The organism is Oryzomonas sagensis (genome assembly GCF_008802355.1).
Classification (GTDB): domain Bacteria; phylum Desulfobacterota; class Desulfuromonadia; order Geobacterales; family Pseudopelobacteraceae; genus Oryzomonas; species Oryzomonas sagensis.
The window spans coordinates 1,051,015-1,067,240 of record NZ_VZRA01000001.1 but is presented as its reverse complement, the minus strand read 5'-3'; the positions used below and the strand labels follow the sequence as shown (position 1 = coordinate 1,067,240).

Here is a 16,226-nt window from a genome sequence, read left to right as displayed (position 1 = left end):
ATTATTTACATTTTTATGCAATAATTCTCCCCCTGTGAGGCCTGCCGACCGCACACCCCCGAGCCGGTACGCATTAAGGAGCAGCGAGATGAATCAAGAGCTAGAGACGTTGATCATGAATGCCAGCGACCTGCCCACCATCCCGGTGGTTGCGACCAAGGTCATGCAGATGATCGGAAGCGAAACCACCACATCGGAAGAGCTGGCCAAGATCGTGGCGGCCGACCCGGCCGTTGCCGCCCGCGTCCTGAAGATCTCCAACTCCTCATTTTACGGGTGCCAGCGTCAGATCCAGACATTGTCCCACGCCATCATGATCTTAGGCTTCAGCACCTTGAAGAGCCTCGTGGTGGCGGCCTCGGTCAAACAGGTGTACAAACCCTACGGTTTGACCGAAAAGATGCTGTGGGAACACTCCTTCGGCGCCGGCCTTGCCGCCCGCATCATTGCCGGCGTAACCCGGCTGGTGAATGAGGAGGAGGCATTCCTGGGGGGGTTGTTCCATGATATCGGCAAGATCATCATGAATACCATGGACAGCCAGCAGTTCCAGGCCGTCATGCAGAAATGCTATAATGATCGGATTTCATTCCTGGAGGCCGAACGACAGGTCTATCCTTACAGCCATGCCGATGTGGGGGCGCTGGTCATCAAGAAGTGGAACTTCCCCACGATCCTCATGCAGGCGGTCCAGAAACATCACACCTTTGATTTCGCCGACGACGAGGACCCCTATCAGATGCGCCTGACCAGTGTCGTCGGCCTGGCAAATCTCTTCTGCCACCGGGTCGGAGTGGGCGTGCGCGAACCGGAGGAGCTTCCCCTCCACGAGACGCCGCCCGCCATCCTGCTCAACATCGAAGAGAAGGAGATGACGTTCCTCCTGGAAACCTTCGTGACGGCCTTTAACCGGGACAAGGGCTTCTTCAGCTAGGAAGGGCGCCGAAAACGCTTCAGGGACCGTTCCCCGCCTTTTCTTCCAACGCCTTTTCACTGGCCTCCCGGGAAATATCGATGCGGTCCTCTTCCGGCTCCTTCCGGTGCCCCGCCCCTTTCCCCTTTTTGAAGACGCCCCCGCCCGGGGAGCTGTTCCTGCCGGCTTCCTTCACCCCGCTGATACCACTGACCGAATCCGTCATATTCCCTCCCGTGCCATCGACCAAGATGATAAATTGATTTTTTTCGCCTGAAATAGTATCGTTATATTTTATATGATGCCAGAATGGTCGATGAATCTCTAAACTCTCAACTCAGGCAGCGCCCTACGATGGCGCCGAGCAGAGCGAATACGCCGCAAGGATGTCTATGATCCGTACAATTCTCACCTATCCCAATCCCGAACTCAAAAAGAAGTCGGCACCCGTCGCCGTTATCAACGATTCCATCCAACAACTGGTCAAGGACATGGCGGAAACCATGTACGACGCACCGGGGGTCGGCCTGGCCGCCCCGCAGATCGGCGTACACCAGCGCATCGTGGTGATCGATGTCTCCGCCAAGGACGAACCGCCGGCATTGATTGTAGCAATCAACCCGGTCATTGTCCATGCCGAGGGGGAAGCCTACGAAGAGGAGGGATGCCTTTCCGTTCCGGGGTACTCCGCCAATGTCCGCCGCCATGCCAGCGTTGTGGTCAAGGGCCTGGACCCGGCCGGAAACGAAAAGACCTGGCGGGCGGAAGATCTGCTGGCCATCGCCTTCCAGCATGAGATCGACCATTTGGACGGGATTCTTTTTGTCGATCACCTTTCCCCGCTCAAGCGCGACCTGTTCCAGCGCAAGTTCCGCAAAGCCGCCGAAGAGAAAAGGGGCGACAAATGACCGGCTGGCGGATCATTTTCATGGGGACTCCCGAATTCGCGTGCCCCACACTGCAGGTCCTCATCGACCGCGGCGAAAACCTGCTGGCAGTGGTCACCCAGCCGGACCGGCCCAAAGGGCGCGGCCAGAAGCTGATGCCGCCGCCGGTAAAGGAAGTGGCGCAGCGTCACGGCATCCCGGTGTACCAACCCCACAAGGTGCGCGACCCGGCCTTCATCGACGAGATCCGCCGGCTCGAACCGGATGTGATCGTGGTGGTGGCCTTCGGGCAGATTCTTCCCAAGGTGCTCCTGGAAATTCCCCCCCATGGCTGCATCAACGTCCACGCTTCGCTCCTGCCCCGGTACCGTGGGGCTGCGCCCCTCAACTGGTGCATCGTCAACGGCGAGAGCGAAACCGGCGTTACGACGATGCTGATGGATGTCGGCCTGGATACCGGCCCGATGCTGCTCTCCCGGGCCACGCCCATTGACGAGAACGAGAATATCGCCGTTCTCCACGACCGCATGTCCGTCATGGGCGCGCAATTGCTGGCCGAGACCCTGGACGGGCTCAAGACCACCTCCATACCGCCCCGGGAACAGGACAATGCCGTATCATGCTACGCCCCCATGCTGAAGAAGGAGGACGGCCTGATCGACTGGTCCCGCGACGCCCGCGCCATCCATAACCAGGTGCGCGGCCTGAGCGTCTGGCCCGGCGCCTATACCTTCATGGACGGCCACGTGCTCAAAATCTACCGCACCCGGGTCGGTAACGGCAGCGGCCAACCCGGCGCGGTGTTGCGGGCGGCCAAAGGCGCGTTCGAAATCGCCTGCCTAACCGGGAGCATCATTATAGAGGAATTGCAGACGGCAGGGAAAAAGCGCTTGGACGCCGCCAGTTTCCTGGCCGGCTACCCGGTTTCGGAAGGTTCCCTGCTCGGGATAGAAACCAGTGGCGGAGAGACACCGTAATGACCGACACGCAAGGGACCACCACCCCACCCCGCAAACGCCTGTTCATCTCCCTGATGGGCTTCACCTGCCTGCTCGTGGTCGGCCTGACCTTTCTTGCCTGGTGGGTCCCCAATCGCGGCCTTGCCAACATCCACCCCCAACTGCCCCACATCGTCGGCATCGTCGTGGCGGTGCTCTCGGGGGTGGCCATCCTGGGGACCGGCCTGCTGGTGCTGACCACCGCCCTGGGCAAGGACATCTTTTTCACCCGTTTCATGCGCCTGGTGGTCATCAAGTTTCTCCTGCCGATGATCGAACTGGTCGGCCGGGGGCTGGGGCTCGACAAGGACAGCATCCGCCAATCCTTCATCGCCATGAACAACAGCCTGGTCATCTCCCAGCGCCAGAAAGTCAAGCCCGACCGTATCCTGGTGCTGCTCCCCCACTGCATCCAGTTGTTCGACTGCGAGATCAAGGTCACGGGCGACATCAAGAAATGCGTGCAGTGCGGCCGTTGCGACATCAAAGGCTTGGTGGGCATCGGCAAAAAGTACCATGTGGACATCTCCGTGGCCACCGGGGGCACACTGGCCCGCAAGGTGATCGTGGAGAAGCGCCCGAAACTGGTGTTGGCCGTGGCCTGCGAACGTGACCTCACCTCCGGCATCAAGGATTGTTATCCCTTGCCGGTAATCGGCATCCTCAACGACCGTCCTTTCGGCCCCTGTTTCAATACCACCGTCGATATCAACAAAATCGACGAGGCGTTGAGCCAGGTGATCCTCCAGGAAGAGCCGGCTTCAGAAACCGCCTGATACGCAAAAGATACGGGCGGAGACCTCCCCCACCCGTATCTTTTGCTATTCCTGTTCCATCTCCGCCAGCATATCCAGGGCAAAATTCTTGGCCCTGCCGCCGGGGGCTATCGCGCCGTAGGCGATCGCCTCACGGAGTTCCGCATCCGTAGCGCCATGGGACTTCGCGGCCGCGAAGTGCTTCTTCAGTCAGGTGGGGCACCCCACGGCGATGGCGCAGCCCACGCGGATCAGCTCGCGCGTGCGGCCGTCCAGCACCTCTTCGTACTCATAGTCAAGGAACTTCTTGCGGATGTTCATGGCTCCCCCTCTCCTTGTTACGCCAATTCGCCCAGAATCCGGGCATAGCAGTCCCGGATTTTCCCGGTGGTCTCCTCGTAATCGCTGATCAGCGCCGCGCCCGGGTTTTTCAGGGCAGGATCATAGCCCAAGCGCCGGGCCAGCTTGTTCAGGTAGTTTTTCGACCCGGCCAGATCGTTCACCGAGTAGTCGTGGATGATGCGCAGGCGATTTTCCAGCTTGCGCAGGAAGGTGAAACCGGAGAGCAGCACCTCGGCGCCGTTTTCCGGCACAAGGCCCAGCCCCCCGATCTCCCTGAGGGCCACCAAGGTACTGGTGGTGCGCAGTTCAGGATACCGGCACCCGTACTTGAGTTGCAGATACTGGGTGACGAACTCCACGTCGACGATGCCGCCCCGGCCGGTCTTGATATTGTAGCTGCCGTCCTTTTCCCGCGCCAGTTCGTTCTCCATGCGCATCCGCAGCCGATGGATCTCGCGGCGTCCCTCGTCATCGATCGAGGTCCCGTAGACCGTATGGCGGATCACGTCGTGCAACTGGACCCCCAGGCTATCGTTTCCCAGCACCACCCGTGCCTTGGTAAGCGCCTGGCGTTCCCATATCTGCGCCTCCTTGCGGTGATATTCCAGGAACGAATCCAGGGAGGTGACCAGTGGACCGGCGTTGCCCGACGGTCGCAGGCGGGTGTCGATCTTGTACACATATCCCTCGCGGGTCTGCATGCTCAGGATCGAGATGATCTTTTGGGCCAGTTTGGCAAAGTATTCGTGGTTGGAGATCCGTTTCTCGCCGTTCGTCGTACCCTGGCGATCATAGACGAAGATGATGTCCAGGTCGGAATGATAGTTGAGGTCGCCCCCCCCCAGTTTGCCCATGGCGATCACCGCCAGGGACGCCTCGGCATCGTTCCCCTCGAAGCGGAACATCGGGCGGCCGAAACGCTTCAGGTCCTGCACCGCCAAGCGGTAGGCCGCCCCCAGGCAGGCCTCGCCCAGCACGGTCAACTGGGCGGTGGCCTCCCCCTGGCCCAGTTTGCCGTGGATATCGTTCAAGCCGATGCGCAGGAACTCCTCGTTGCGGTATCGCCGCAGCACGTCCAACTGTTCTTCGAAATAGTCGGATCGCTCCAGCAGGCCCACCAGTTCCCGGTCCATCATCTCCCTCGGTTTGAGCGTGGAGGCATAACTGCGGGCCACCATGCTGTCCAGCAGCTCCGGGTGGCTGATCAGGATCTTGGAGAGGAATTCGGACATGCCGAACAGTGAGACCAGCAGCTTGAGCGTCTCACGATTTTCGGCCAGCAGGGCATAGTAGGAGGAGCGGGTGCCGATGATGGCCAGAAAACGTTCCAGGTTGGCAAGGGCCATATCGGGGTCGGGCGACAGGAAGATCTCCTGTAACAGCAGGGGAGCGATCTTTTCCAGGGTGCGGCGGCCGCGCTCGGTGAGGTTGCCGCTCTCAGGGCCGCGCCGCAGCGCCTGGAGGTTCTCGTAGGCACGCTCCACGTCCTCGAAACGGCGCTCGGCCAGCATATCCTTGACCAGGTCGGGATCGGCCTTGGCATCGAGGAAAAGGAGCACCTTGGGGTCCACATCCTGTTTGAGCTTCTCGTCGCGGGAAAGGAACAGGTTGCCGTAGATGGAGGAGACGTTACTGCGATGTTCCTCCAGGGTTTCCATAAATCGTTCCGGGCCGTTGGGGCGCAGGAAACCGCAGCGGCGGGCCAGGGCCTCCAACTCCTCCTCTTTGGCGGGGAGATTATGGGTCTGACGCTCCTGAACCACCTGGATACGGTGCTCGGCCGTGCGGAGAAAACGGTAGGCCTCGGAAAGTCTGCGATGGTCGTCGTCCGTGATCAGGTGCGCCGCCAGCAGGGTGTCCAACGCCTTGAGCGAATTACGCTCCCGCAGATGGGGATTCTTGCCGGCATAGACCAGTTGCAGAGCCTGGATGAAAAACTCGATCTCCCGTATCCCCCCACGCCCCAGCTTGAGGTTGGCCTCCCCCTCCATGGAGCGGGCCAGGGAGGCATCGATCTTCTGCTTCATGTTCTTCATATCCTCGATCAGGTTGTAATCGAGGTATTTGCGGTAGACGAACGGCTGGAGCAGCTTCAGCAACTGATTGCCCAGTTCCAGGGAACCGGCCACCGGCCTCGCCTTGAGCATGGCCGTACGCTCCCAGGACTGGCCCCAGGATTCGTAGTAGATCTCCGCAGAACGCAGGGAAATCGCCATATCGCCGGATTTGCCCTCCGGTCGCAGCCCCACGTCCACCCGAAAGACGAAGCCGTCCTCGGTAACCAGGGAGAGCGCCTTGCTGATCATCTCCCCCAGCTTGTTGAAAAAGGTGTGCAGGGAGACCACCCCCTTCCTCACACCGGGGCCATTCTCTATGCCACTGGTCTCTCCACGGTCCGACTCATAAAAATAGATGATATCGATGTCCGAGGAGAAGTTCAGTTCATTCCCCCCCAGCTTGCCCATGCCGATCACGGTCATCTCCGCTTCCCGGAGGCCGTCTTCGCCCTCAACCAGAGGGACGCCGTACTCCCGGATCAGGCAACGGCGGCAGACCTCGTAGGCCACCTGCAGCGACGCGGCCGCCAAGCAGGAAAGTTCGCCGGTCACCTCCTCCAGGGAGGCCAGGCCGTTCAGATCGCGCGCGGCGATCCGCAGGATCTCGGCCCGTTTGAAACAGCGCAGCACCCTGAGCAGTTCCGTGAAATCGGTTCCCTCATCCACCCGGGAGCGGAGGGTGGCCAGCATCTCCCCATCCTTGCGGGCAAGATCGACGGCGTTCTCCAGAAACAGCCAGCGGAATGTGGCGGGGGTCTTATACATCAGGTTGACCAGGAACGGGGAGGAACCGCACACCTGGATAAATTGTCCCAGACGCTTTCGGCGCTGGGCTACTTCGGCCAGGTCTTGGGTGGGGATGACGGCGGTCAGGCGTTCAAAGGCGTTGAGCGCCATGTCGGGCACGGGGGTCAAAAGCGAGCCGACAATAATGCGGTGCAATGCATCGACGGAAAGGTGCGCCCCGGACAGGATGGTATTTTCTGCCGAACGCTCACCGTGGAGATAGCCGTGGAACTCCAGAAAGGAGGCCAGCGCCCGTGCCCGGTCCCCCTGGTCGGCAAGGCCCATGATGCGGCTGAACTCATGGGAAAAACGTTCCACGTGCATAGGTCAGATACCCGCGGCCTTTCTGAGCCCGAAGAGGTAATCACCGCTGACGATCCCTTTTTCGGTGATGATGGCGGTAATGTAACGGGCCGGGGTAACGTCGAAGGCAGGGTTGCGCACACTGACCCCCGCCGGGGCGATGGCAATACCCTTGATGTGGGTTACCTCGTCCCTCGGGCGTTCTTCGATGGGAATCCGGCTGCCGTCGCTCAGGGAGAGATCCAGGGTCGAGAGCGGCGCGGCGACATAGAACGGAATGTTGTTCTCCTTGGCCAGCACGGCCACCGAATAGGTGCCGATCTTATTGGCCGTGTCACCGTTGGCGGCGATCCGGTCGGCCCCCACCACACAGCAGGTAATCTCGCCCCGGTTCATGAAAAACCCGGCCATGTTGTCGGAGATCAGGGTGGCGGGGATCCCCTCCTTCACCAACTCCCAGGCGGTCAGCCGAGCCCCCTGCAGCCAGGGGCGGGTTTCATCGGCAAAAACCTTGATATCCTTGCCCGCCTCATGGGCGGCCCGGATCACCCCCAGGGCGGTGCCGTAGCCGGCGGTCGCCAGGCCTCCGGCATTGCAGTGGGTCAAGATCGTAGCCCCCTGGGGGATCAGGGTGGCGCCCCATTTGCCGATATTGCGGCAGATGGTCAGGTCCTCCTCCTCGATACGGATGGCCTCCTTTTTGAGCGCCTCCCGAATCTGATCGAGGCTCTTGCCGCGGTGGGCCTCGGCCACCCGCTTCATGCGCTCGATGCCCCAGAACAGATTGACCGCCGTGGGACGGGTGCGGGCCATGATCTCGCAGACGTTCTCCAACTGGCGGAAAAAGGACTCATGGGTATCGGCGATGATTTCCCGCGCCCCCAGGGCGACCCCCATGGCCGCCGCAACACCGATGGCCGGGGCTCCCCGGATGATCATCCCCTTGATGGCCTCGGCCACGGATTTAAAATCCTCATAGGTAGTGTAGACCTCTTCCCCCGGCAGCCGGGTCTGGTCGATCATGATCACGGCGTTGTCACGCCACTCAATGGTGCGGAAGGACATACAAAGCTCCTTTAGGTTGTTGAAAAACAGCCATCTCGACGCCGTCCTCGAAAGCCCTTTCGTGCGGCGTAGCGCTGCTACGCCTCCTCAGGACTTCCTGCGGGTGCGACGATCTGACTATTTTTGAACAACCTCAGTTTTTCAACAGCCTGTTAGTACAATAGTGCAACCGCTTGATATATGTATCACGGAGGCCCGGACTCAGGCAATCATTTCAACCGGGCACCGCACCCTTTTTCCTTGCCGCTCCCCGGCAGCGCTGCTAAACTCTCAAGAAGATCTGCGGCATCCTTCCGGCACCCCGACCAGCACGAAAGAAGCACACACAACCAATGCACAAATATTTCAGCGACGACGCGTTGCTGCTGATGCGCCACGAGATAGAGGCGGCCGCCGGCAACGAGGTCTTTTTCATCGGCCGGGCCGATCTCGAAGGCATCGTTTTCGAGGTGGAGGCCATCGCCCGCGGCAGCAAACAGGCCGTACCGGCAATCCTCACCCGTGCGGCCTGCGGCGACGTGGTCATTCACAACCACCCCTCCGGTGATCTGACCCCCTCCGGGGCCGACATGGACATCGCCTCGGTGGCCGGCAACCAGGGGATCGGTTTCGCGATCATCGACAACGGTTGCACGCGCTGCTATCAGGTGGTATCCCCCTTTACCGAGAAAAAGGGGGAGTTGCTCTCCCTGGACGAGATCGCCCGGGTCTTTGCGCCGGACGGCATGATGGCTCACCTCAAGGGGTACGAGCAGCGGGACGAACAGGTGCACATGGCCTTTGCCGTGGCCGAGGCGTTCAACCGCGACCGGGTGGTCCTGGTGGAGGCCGGCACCGGAACCGGCAAATCCCTGGCCTACCTGGTGCCCGCCATCCTCTGGGCGGTGCGCAACAACCAGCGGGTGGTGGTGTCCACCAATACCATCAACCTCCAGGAACAGTTGATCCGCAAGGACCTCCCCTTTCTGGCGCGCAACTCCTCGCTGGAATTCAAGGCGGTGCTGGTCAAGGGGCGCGGCAACTATGCCTGCCTGCGCAAGCTGGAAAACGCCGAGGCCGAGCCCTCCCTGTTCCCGGACGAGGCGGCGGCGGAGTTGACCGCCATCATCGAATGGAGCAAAAGCTGCCAGGACGGCTGCCGCAGCGACCTGGCCTTCACCCCGCGGGAAGGCACCTGGGAGGAGGTCTGCTGCGAGGCGGACCAGTGCAGCCGCTCCCGCTGCAAGCATTTCAACCGCTGTTTCTTCTACCGGGCCCGGCGCGATGCCTCGGCCGCCAAGGTGCTGGTGGTCAACCATGCCCTCCTGCTGTCGGACATTGTCCTGCGCAAGGAGACCGGCTACGACGCCACCGCCATCCTCCCTCCCTTCACCCGCCTGATTTTCGACGAAGGGCATCACCTGGAGGACGTGGCCACCAACCACCTCTCCCTGATAATCTCCCGCGGCGGTATCCTGCGCCAGTTGTACCGGCTGGTCCCCCCGAAGGCCAACCGCAGTGGCCTGTTGACCATCATCTCCGCCCGCCTGGCCCGGGATCTGCCGGACACCATGGAGGCGCTCTATACCGAGCTGTCGGCCCTGCTTGAGAGCCACCTGCTTCCCAAGGCCCACGACCTGACCGGCCTGACCGAGCAGAGCATGGATTGGCTGGCCCTGGCCGTTGAGCGGGAGGCGGGGGGCGAAGGGGGGCGGGAGCGCAAGCTGCGGATCACGCCGGCCCTGGAACAGGGCGCTTTCTGGCAGGAATGCCGAGGGCGGGCCCACGCTCTGGCCGATGCGGTGAACGACTACACCTCGGCCCTGCGCAGCCTGTTGCGCCGTTGCGAGGACCTACCGGACAAACTGCGGGAGAAGATGGCCGACCAGTTGCTGGATGCCGGGGGCATCGAAGGGCGCCTCCAGGCCATGGCCGACGGCCTCCTGTTCTTCACCTCCGATGCCGAAGGCTATTGCCGCTGGATCGAGGCCCGTTCCGGCCACCGCGGCGTGCAGGCTCGTCTCTGCGCCGCCCCGCTGGATATCTCGGGCCAGGTCAAGGAGACCATCCTGGACCGGATCAAGACCATCATCGTCACTTCCGCCACCCTGACCGTGGGGGGCGATTTCGGCTACCTGAAGAAACGTACCGGCTTTGGCCTTCTGGCGCCCGAGCGCCTGGGAGAACTGCGCCTGGCCTCTCCCTTCGACTACGCCTCCCAGGTCTTCGCCGGCATCCCGGAGGACATGCCCGAGCCGACCGCGCCCGGGTTTCGCCAGGCGCTGGAGGAACGCATCCTGCAAGCCGTGACCATCTCGAAAGGGGGGGCCTTTATCCTGTTCACCTCCTACGACCTGCTCAACCGCGTCCACGGCGCCCTGGCCCCGGAACTGGCCAGACGGGGGCTTACGGCCCTCAAGCAGGGGGAAACCGGTCGCCATGCCCTGCTCTCCCGCTTTCGCAAAGAGAACAACGCCGTGCTGTTCGGCACCGATTCGTTCTGGGAGGGGGTGGACGTCAAGGGGGAGGCGCTCAGGCTGGTGATCATCGCCCGGCTCCCCTTCCAGGTGCCGACCGAGCCGGTACAACAGGCCCGCACCGAACAGATCCAGGCCGCCGGCGGCGATCCGTTCCGCGAATTTTCCGTGCCCCAGGCGGTCATCAAATTCCGCCAGGGGTTCGGCCGCCTGATCCGCAGCAGGGATGACCGCGGCGCGGTGCTGATCCTCGACCGGCGGGTGACCACCAAGAATTACGGCAGGATTTTTCTGCGCTCTCTGCCCGATACGGCGCTGGTGAAAGGTACTACGGAGGAGGTCTTCAGAAAAATGGCGGCGTTTTTTGGCGAGCCCGTCTCGTAAGGGCGCAGCCGATTCCACCGCGCAAGGTGGTTGCTGCGCACGGCAAGGGGATACCACTTGGCGATATCGCCGCCGCGACCCTTCTCAGGGCATCCCTGTCACTCCGGCTGTTTCAGACGCTTCCTGACACTGAAATTAAAACATTGGAAGTAGGACAGGCAGGCGAAGAGAAACGAGAACAGGGTACAGGAAAGCACCAACGGCGCCGCCTTCGCCTTTGCCTGATCGGGGGCCAGGACGACGAAGGTGAGAAAAAAGATGACGGCGCAGGATTTCCACAGGTCGCCCATCAGGCGTCTCTTACGCAACGCGGCCAGTTGTTCGCTGGACAGGCCGGGCACGCTCCCCTCAATCTCGATCCCGGCGTCGCGCCAGGCAAGCCGGTAAATCGGATAGATCAGGATCAACTGGGCCACGATGGCGGCGACGATACTGGTTATGAATTGGTCCGGCCGGCCGCGCAGGGCAAAGAGCCTCTGGAAATTGAACGCCATATATCCCAACAGGGCAATCAGCACAACCTGGACAACGCGGTAAACAATCATGGTGCGGTGAACCCGCTTCACATCGGGATTGGGCATGGTCATTTATTCTCCCCGGCGGCAATAATGGATTGCGTTGGCGGCGCCCTGAGTTTATAACAGAATAACACGGTTATACGCAAGCCTTCATAAGGAGCTGTCAGATGGTGGTAACATCGCTCAGAACGATCACGGTCGTGATCCTCTGGCTTACCGTTCTCCCCTTTGCCGCTTCGGCGGCCGATGGGCCGATCAGGGTGGTCGGCACGGTATCTCCTTTGAGTGACATTGTCCGCAAGATCGGCGGACGACAGGTGGTGGTGTCCACCGTCCTGGCGCCCGGCATATACCCCTCCGAATACCTCTTTCGCGAAGGGTACCTGGCAAAGATGAGGGGCACGGACTTGGTCATCCGTATCGGGGAGGGGGGAGACCCCTGGAGCGACCGCCTCATTGCGGCGATCGGCGCAAGGGTACCGGTCATCAACGCCGCCCGCCAGGAAGATCTTGCCATCGCGAACCGCTTCGCCAGGTCGCGGGAACCGGCCGGTGCCGGAGGCCCCTCCATCCCGCAACTCTACGTCTGGCTGGACCCGCGGATCGTCCGCGACCGCATCGCGCCCGCCGTATTGCAGGCCCTTGTCGAGTTGCGCCCCGCGCGGGCAGCGGAATTCAAGCGCAATTCCCGCCGCCTCTTCTTTGAACTTTCAAAGATGGATAACGAAACCGGGGCCCTGCTGGCGCAGATGCCTCCCAAACCCTTTATGGCCCAAACCGGGGCCTGGAGCTTTTTCTTCAACCGCTACGGCCTGGCGCCTGTGGAGGTGGTCGTGCCCGACGAGAGGGCAGAGATCAGCGCGGAAAGGGTGTCGCGGATGATCGCCAGGGGCAGGCTGGCGGGGGTGCACCTGATTTTCCGCAACCACCGCCCCCCTAGCCGGCCGCTCACCCAGATCGCCAAAAGGATCGACGCCACCCTGGTGCCCCTGGGTGTGATGGGAAACGAACATCCGGATATGATGAGCGGCAACTATCTTGAACTGATGCAGGTCAACATCAGAAAACTGCTCATGGCGTTCCACTGACATGCGACTCCTTCGACGCATATTGAATCCGGTCATGGCGCTGATCGCCGTCCAGGTGGTCTGGATCACCCTGGTGGTCTGCTGGATCTATTGGTTCATCGGCAAGCACCGCGAGTTTCGCAAACTGGCGGAGAAATACCGCCCGGAGCTGTTGGGCCAGGGGTACAACTGGCCGGTCATGGTCGAAGGGCTGGTCATGCTGGTGGCCATCCTGGTCGGCGTGTACGTCATCTTCCACTTTTGGAACCGCCAGTCGAACCTTTACGCCCAGCAGCGTAACATCATCTCCCAGGTGACCCATGAGTTGAAATCGCCCCTGGCCTCCATCCAGCTCCACCTCGAAACCATCCGCCTGCGACGGCCGTCCGAGGAAAAACTGGACAACTTCGTGGGCACCATGCTGGCCGATACGGAACGCCTGCACTACCTGATCAACAACCTGCTCATGGCGGCGCGCCTGGAACAGCGCCGCAAACCGCCCGAGCGGCGCCTGACCGATATTTCGACGCTCCTGGAAGAGCATGTGGAGCGGGAGCGCAGCAGGTTGGCCCAGGGGGGGACGATCTCCCTGGAAACCGAGGCGGGGCTCAAGGCCTCCGTCGATCCCGAAGAAATGGGCATGGTTCTGCGCAATCTTTTTGAAAACGCCGAACTCTATTCGCCCGAGTCCCCCGATATCTCCGTGACACTCAGCAAAGCAGGGGCTCATCTCATTCTCTCGGTCAGGGACTGTGGGCGTGGCTTGGAATATAAGGAACTGAAAAAGATCTTCGAGATGTTCTACCGCGTCCGCCAGACCGACGAATATGTGCGGGGGACCGGGCTGGGGCTCTATATCGTCCAGTCGGTCGTCAAGGGATACGGCGGAACGGTCGGCGTAACAAGCGAAGGGCTTGGCAAAGGAAGCACCTTTACCATCAAAATCCCCGCTGCTTGAGGATATGCAGAGTATGACAAACGATAAACCCCACATCATGCTTGTCGAGGACGAGATCCACCTGGCCCGCGGCATCTGTTTCAACCTCGAGGAGGAGGGTTGCCGCGTCAGCCATTTCGACTCGGGCGAAAAAGCGCTGGTCACCCTGGAGGTGGAACATTTCGATCTGATCATCCTGGACGTCATGCTGCCCGGCATGGACGGCTTCCAGGTCTGCCGCGCCGTGCGCAAACTGGACCCGCGCGTGCCGATTCTCATGCTGACCGCCCGCTCCGAGGATAGCGACCGGGTGGAAGGACTGGAGAACGGGGCCGACGACTACCTGACCAAACCGTTCAACCTGATGGAGTTTTTGCTGCGGGTGAAGGGAATGCTGCGCCGGTCGTCCTGGTATCGCCCCGACCCGGTGGAGGAGGGGTACCGCTTCGGGGCCAACGAGGTGTTCCCGCTTTCCTACCGCGCCCGCACCGCCCAGGGGGAGATCGACCTGACCGAGATGGAGGTGCGCGTCCTCGCGCTCTTCTTCCAGAAGGAGGGAGAGATCATCCCGCGGGGCGAGTTGCTCCAGTCGGTATGGGGCTACACCAGCGACACCGAGACCAGAACCCTGGACAACTTCATCGTCCGCCTGCGCAGGTACTTCGAGCCCGACCCCGGCAAACCGATCCATTTTCAGACCGTGCGCGGGGTGGGGTATCGCTTCAGCCGGCAGGCATAGTCTCCCCCTCATCACCCCTTCCCAGGGATGAATGCAAGAAGGAACCCCCTATGAAACATCTCATTCTCGGCACCGCCGGGCACATCGATCACGGCAAGACCTCGCTCGTCAAGGCCCTGACCGGCATCGACACCGACCGTCTCAAGGAGGAGAAGGCCCGCGGCATCACCATCGAGCTGGGATTCGCCCACCTGGAACTGGCGGGCGGCATCCGCTTCGGCATCGTGGACGTGCCGGGCCACGAAAAATTCGTGCGCACCATGGTGGCCGGCGTGGGGGGGATGGACCTGGTCATGCTGGTGATCGCCGCCGACGAGGGGATCATGCCCCAGACACGGGAGCACCTGGACATCCTGCGGCTTCTGGGGGTGAAGAGCGGACTGATCGCCCTGACCAAGCGGGACATGGTGGACCCGGAGTGGCTGGCCCTGGTCACCGAGGAGGTGCGGGAATTCACGGCCGGCAGTTTTCTGGAAGACGCGCCGATCATACCGGTCTCGGCGCGCACGGGCGAGGGGCTGGGTGCGCTGAAGGCAGAACTGGGCAGACTGGCGGAACTGAGCGCGGAAAAACGGCGTGAAGGGCACTTCCGCCTGCCGGTGGACCGGGTCTTCACCATGGCCGGCTTCGGCACGGTGGTGACCGGCACCCTGCTCTCGGGCGAGATCAGGGTGGGCGACGAACTGGAACTGCTCCCCTCGGGCCGGGAGGGGCGGGTGCGCGGCATCCAGGCCCACGGCAGCAAGGTCGATACCGGGATGGCGGGACAGCGCCTGGCGGTGAACGTGCAGGGCGTGGACCTGGATCAGGTGCACCGGGGCAACGTGCTCGTACCGCGGGGGATCTTCCGGGCGACCCGGACGGTGGATGCGCGCCTGGACCACCTGGCCTCGGCGCCCCGGGAGTTGAAACATCGCGCCACCCTGCGGCTCCATTCCGCCACCTACGAGGTGCCGGCCCAGGTGATCCTGCTGGACCGGGACACGCTGCTGCCGGGGGAGAGCGCGTTCGTGCAGTTGCGCCTCAAGGAACCGGCCTTGCTGCTGCCGGGGGACAGCTACATCCTGCGGGTCGCCTCTCCCGCCACCACGGTGGGGGGCGGCGTGGTGCTGGACCCCTTTCCTCCCCGCCGCCGCCGGCGCAGCGACGAGGCGCTCCAGTTGCTGGGGGTGCTGGGCAGCGAGGAGCACCAGCGCATCTGCGCCCTGCTCGTCAACCAAAGCCTGCTCTCGGGGATCGCCTTCGAGGAGATCCTCTTCCGTTCCGGCATCCCGCGCAAAGCGGCCGAGACAGCCCTGGCCGGGCTCCTCTCCTCCGGGGAGGTCCTTCAGGTGATCCGGGAACCCCGCACCTTCCTGTCACGGGAGGCGTTTGCGGCCCTGAAAAGCGGCCTGCTGGGGGAGGTCACCGCCTTTCTGGCAGCCAATCCGCTCAGGGAGGGAATGGGCAAGGAGGAATTGAAAACGCGCCTGCCCAAGAGGAGCGACCAGCGTTTCTTCACCCCGCTGCTGTCGGCCATGGAGCGGGACGGCACCCTCCTCTTGGAACGGGACATCGTCAAACCGGTCGGACGGGTTGTGCAGAGCTCACCTGCCGGCGACAGCCTGGCCGGGAAGATCGCAACGTTCCTGGGAGAGAAGGGGAGCGAGCCGCCGACCATCAAGGAGATCATGGAACGGTTCCGCTGCGACGAAAAGGGCGTGCGCGATAACCTGGCCCTGCTAATCAGGAAGGGGGAGGCGGTGCGCATCTCCAGCGATCTGTTCTACGCCGCCCCGGCCCTGGACGGCCTGCGGGAGAAGCTGGTGGCACTCCTTCAGGCCAAGGGGGAGATCACCCCGCCCGAATACCGGGAACAGACCGGCCTGTCGCGCAAGTACCTCATCCCGCTCCTGGAATACTTCGACAGCGAGAAGCTCACCATCCGGGTGGGGGACAAACGGGTGCTGCGGAAGAGGTAGAATCCCCTCACCCGGCGCTCCGCGCCACCCTCTCCCGGTGGGCGAGGGTCAGATTTAT

At 62.2% G+C, this 16,226-nt stretch carries 14 protein-coding genes; 9 read left to right on the top strand and 5 right to left on the bottom strand.

The window, feature by feature from the left end; translation table 11 throughout:
• Window positions 1-88: 88 nt before the first annotated feature.
• Window positions 89-934, top strand: coding sequence for an HDOD domain-containing protein (locus F6V30_RS04810; protein WP_151155457.1), 846 nt, complete (start codon window positions 89-91; stop codon window positions 932-934).
• A 19-nt stretch (window positions 935-953) separates the two neighbouring features.
• On the opposite strand, the gene F6V30_RS04805 is transcribed toward F6V30_RS04810, so the two are convergent.
• Complete coding sequence (locus tag F6V30_RS04805; RefSeq protein ID WP_151155455.1) at window positions 954-1,139, bottom strand: hypothetical protein; 186 nt, start codon at window positions 1,137-1,139, stop codon at window positions 954-956.
• Window positions 1,140-1,305: 166 nt separating this feature from the next.
• Between F6V30_RS04805 and def the strand changes: the two genes are divergently transcribed.
• Genes def through F6V30_RS04790 form a run of 3 tightly spaced genes read left to right on the top strand, consistent with a single transcriptional unit; the run spans window position 1,306 to window position 3,574 of the window.
• Entirely contained in the window at window positions 1,306-1,821 is a 516-nt protein-coding gene (gene def, locus F6V30_RS04800; RefSeq protein ID WP_151155453.1) for a peptide deformylase, read from the top strand.
• Window positions 1,818-2,777, top strand: coding sequence for a methionyl-tRNA formyltransferase (gene fmt, locus F6V30_RS04795; protein ID WP_151155451.1), 960 nt, complete (start codon window positions 1,818-1,820; stop codon window positions 2,775-2,777). The genes def and fmt overlap by 4 nt, the downstream gene beginning before the upstream one ends.
• Window positions 2,777-3,574, top strand: coding sequence for a DUF116 domain-containing protein (locus F6V30_RS04790; protein WP_151155449.1), 798 nt, complete (start codon window positions 2,777-2,779; stop codon window positions 3,572-3,574). Before fmt ends, F6V30_RS04790 begins: the two co-directional genes overlap by 1 nt.
• Before the next feature lie 45 nt (window positions 3,575-3,619).
• Here F6V30_RS04790 and F6V30_RS17420 read toward each other — a convergent pair whose 3' ends face one another.
• The 3 genes from F6V30_RS17420 to mtnA are packed head-to-tail and all read right to left on the bottom strand — an operon-like array spanning window position 3,620 to window position 8,106.
• Entirely contained in the window at window positions 3,620-3,874 is a 255-nt protein-coding gene (locus F6V30_RS17420) for a GSU3128 family (seleno)protein (protein WP_275938122.1), read from the bottom strand.
• Window positions 3,875-3,891: 17 nt separating this feature from the next.
• On the bottom strand, window positions 3,892-7,062 hold the full coding sequence (gene glnE / locus F6V30_RS04775) for a bifunctional [glutamate--ammonia ligase]-adenylyl-L-tyrosine phosphorylase/[glutamate--ammonia-ligase] adenylyltransferase (RefSeq protein WP_151155447.1): 3,171 nt from the start codon (window positions 7,060-7,062) through the stop codon (window positions 3,892-3,894).
• A 3-nt stretch (window positions 7,063-7,065) separates the two neighbouring features.
• Complete coding sequence (mtnA, locus tag F6V30_RS04770; protein ID WP_151155445.1) at window positions 7,066-8,106, bottom strand: S-methyl-5-thioribose-1-phosphate isomerase; 1,041 nt, start codon at window positions 8,104-8,106, stop codon at window positions 7,066-7,068.
• A 332-nt stretch (window positions 8,107-8,438) separates the two neighbouring features.
• Here mtnA and F6V30_RS04765 point away from each other — a divergent pair, with 332 nt between their 5' ends.
• Window positions 8,439-10,946: a helicase C-terminal domain-containing protein gene (locus F6V30_RS04765; protein ID WP_151155443.1), complete on the top strand. Its 2,508-nt coding sequence runs from the start codon at window positions 8,439-8,441 to the stop codon at window positions 10,944-10,946.
• Between the two features lie 98 nt (window positions 10,947-11,044).
• Here the strand turns inward: F6V30_RS04765 and F6V30_RS04760 are convergent, their stop codons facing one another.
• Complete coding sequence (locus tag F6V30_RS04760; RefSeq protein ID WP_151155441.1) at window positions 11,045-11,533, bottom strand: hypothetical protein; 489 nt, start codon at window positions 11,531-11,533, stop codon at window positions 11,045-11,047.
• A gap of 98 nt (window positions 11,534-11,631) precedes the next feature.
• Between F6V30_RS04760 and F6V30_RS04755 the strand changes: the two genes are divergently transcribed.
• The 4 genes from F6V30_RS04755 to selB are packed head-to-tail and all read left to right on the top strand — an operon-like array spanning window position 11,632 to window position 16,168.
• The gene (locus tag F6V30_RS04755; protein ID WP_151155439.1) at window positions 11,632-12,552 is read left to right on the top strand and encodes a metal ABC transporter substrate-binding protein; all 921 of its coding nucleotides are present in this window, start codon (window positions 11,632-11,634) and stop codon (window positions 12,550-12,552) included.
• 1 nt (window position 12,553) lies between these two features.
• On the top strand, window positions 12,554-13,489 hold the full coding sequence (locus F6V30_RS04750; protein WP_151155437.1) for a sensor histidine kinase: 936 nt from the start codon (window positions 12,554-12,556) through the stop codon (window positions 13,487-13,489).
• Between the two features lie 13 nt (window positions 13,490-13,502).
• The gene (locus tag F6V30_RS04745; protein WP_151155435.1) at window positions 13,503-14,207 is read left to right on the top strand and encodes a response regulator transcription factor; all 705 of its coding nucleotides are present in this window, start codon (window positions 13,503-13,505) and stop codon (window positions 14,205-14,207) included.
• 50 nt (window positions 14,208-14,257) lie between these two features.
• Window positions 14,258-16,168, top strand: coding sequence for a selenocysteine-specific translation elongation factor (gene selB / locus F6V30_RS04740; RefSeq protein WP_151155432.1), 1,911 nt, complete (start codon window positions 14,258-14,260; stop codon window positions 16,166-16,168).
• Window positions 16,169-16,226: the final 58 nt, after the last annotated feature.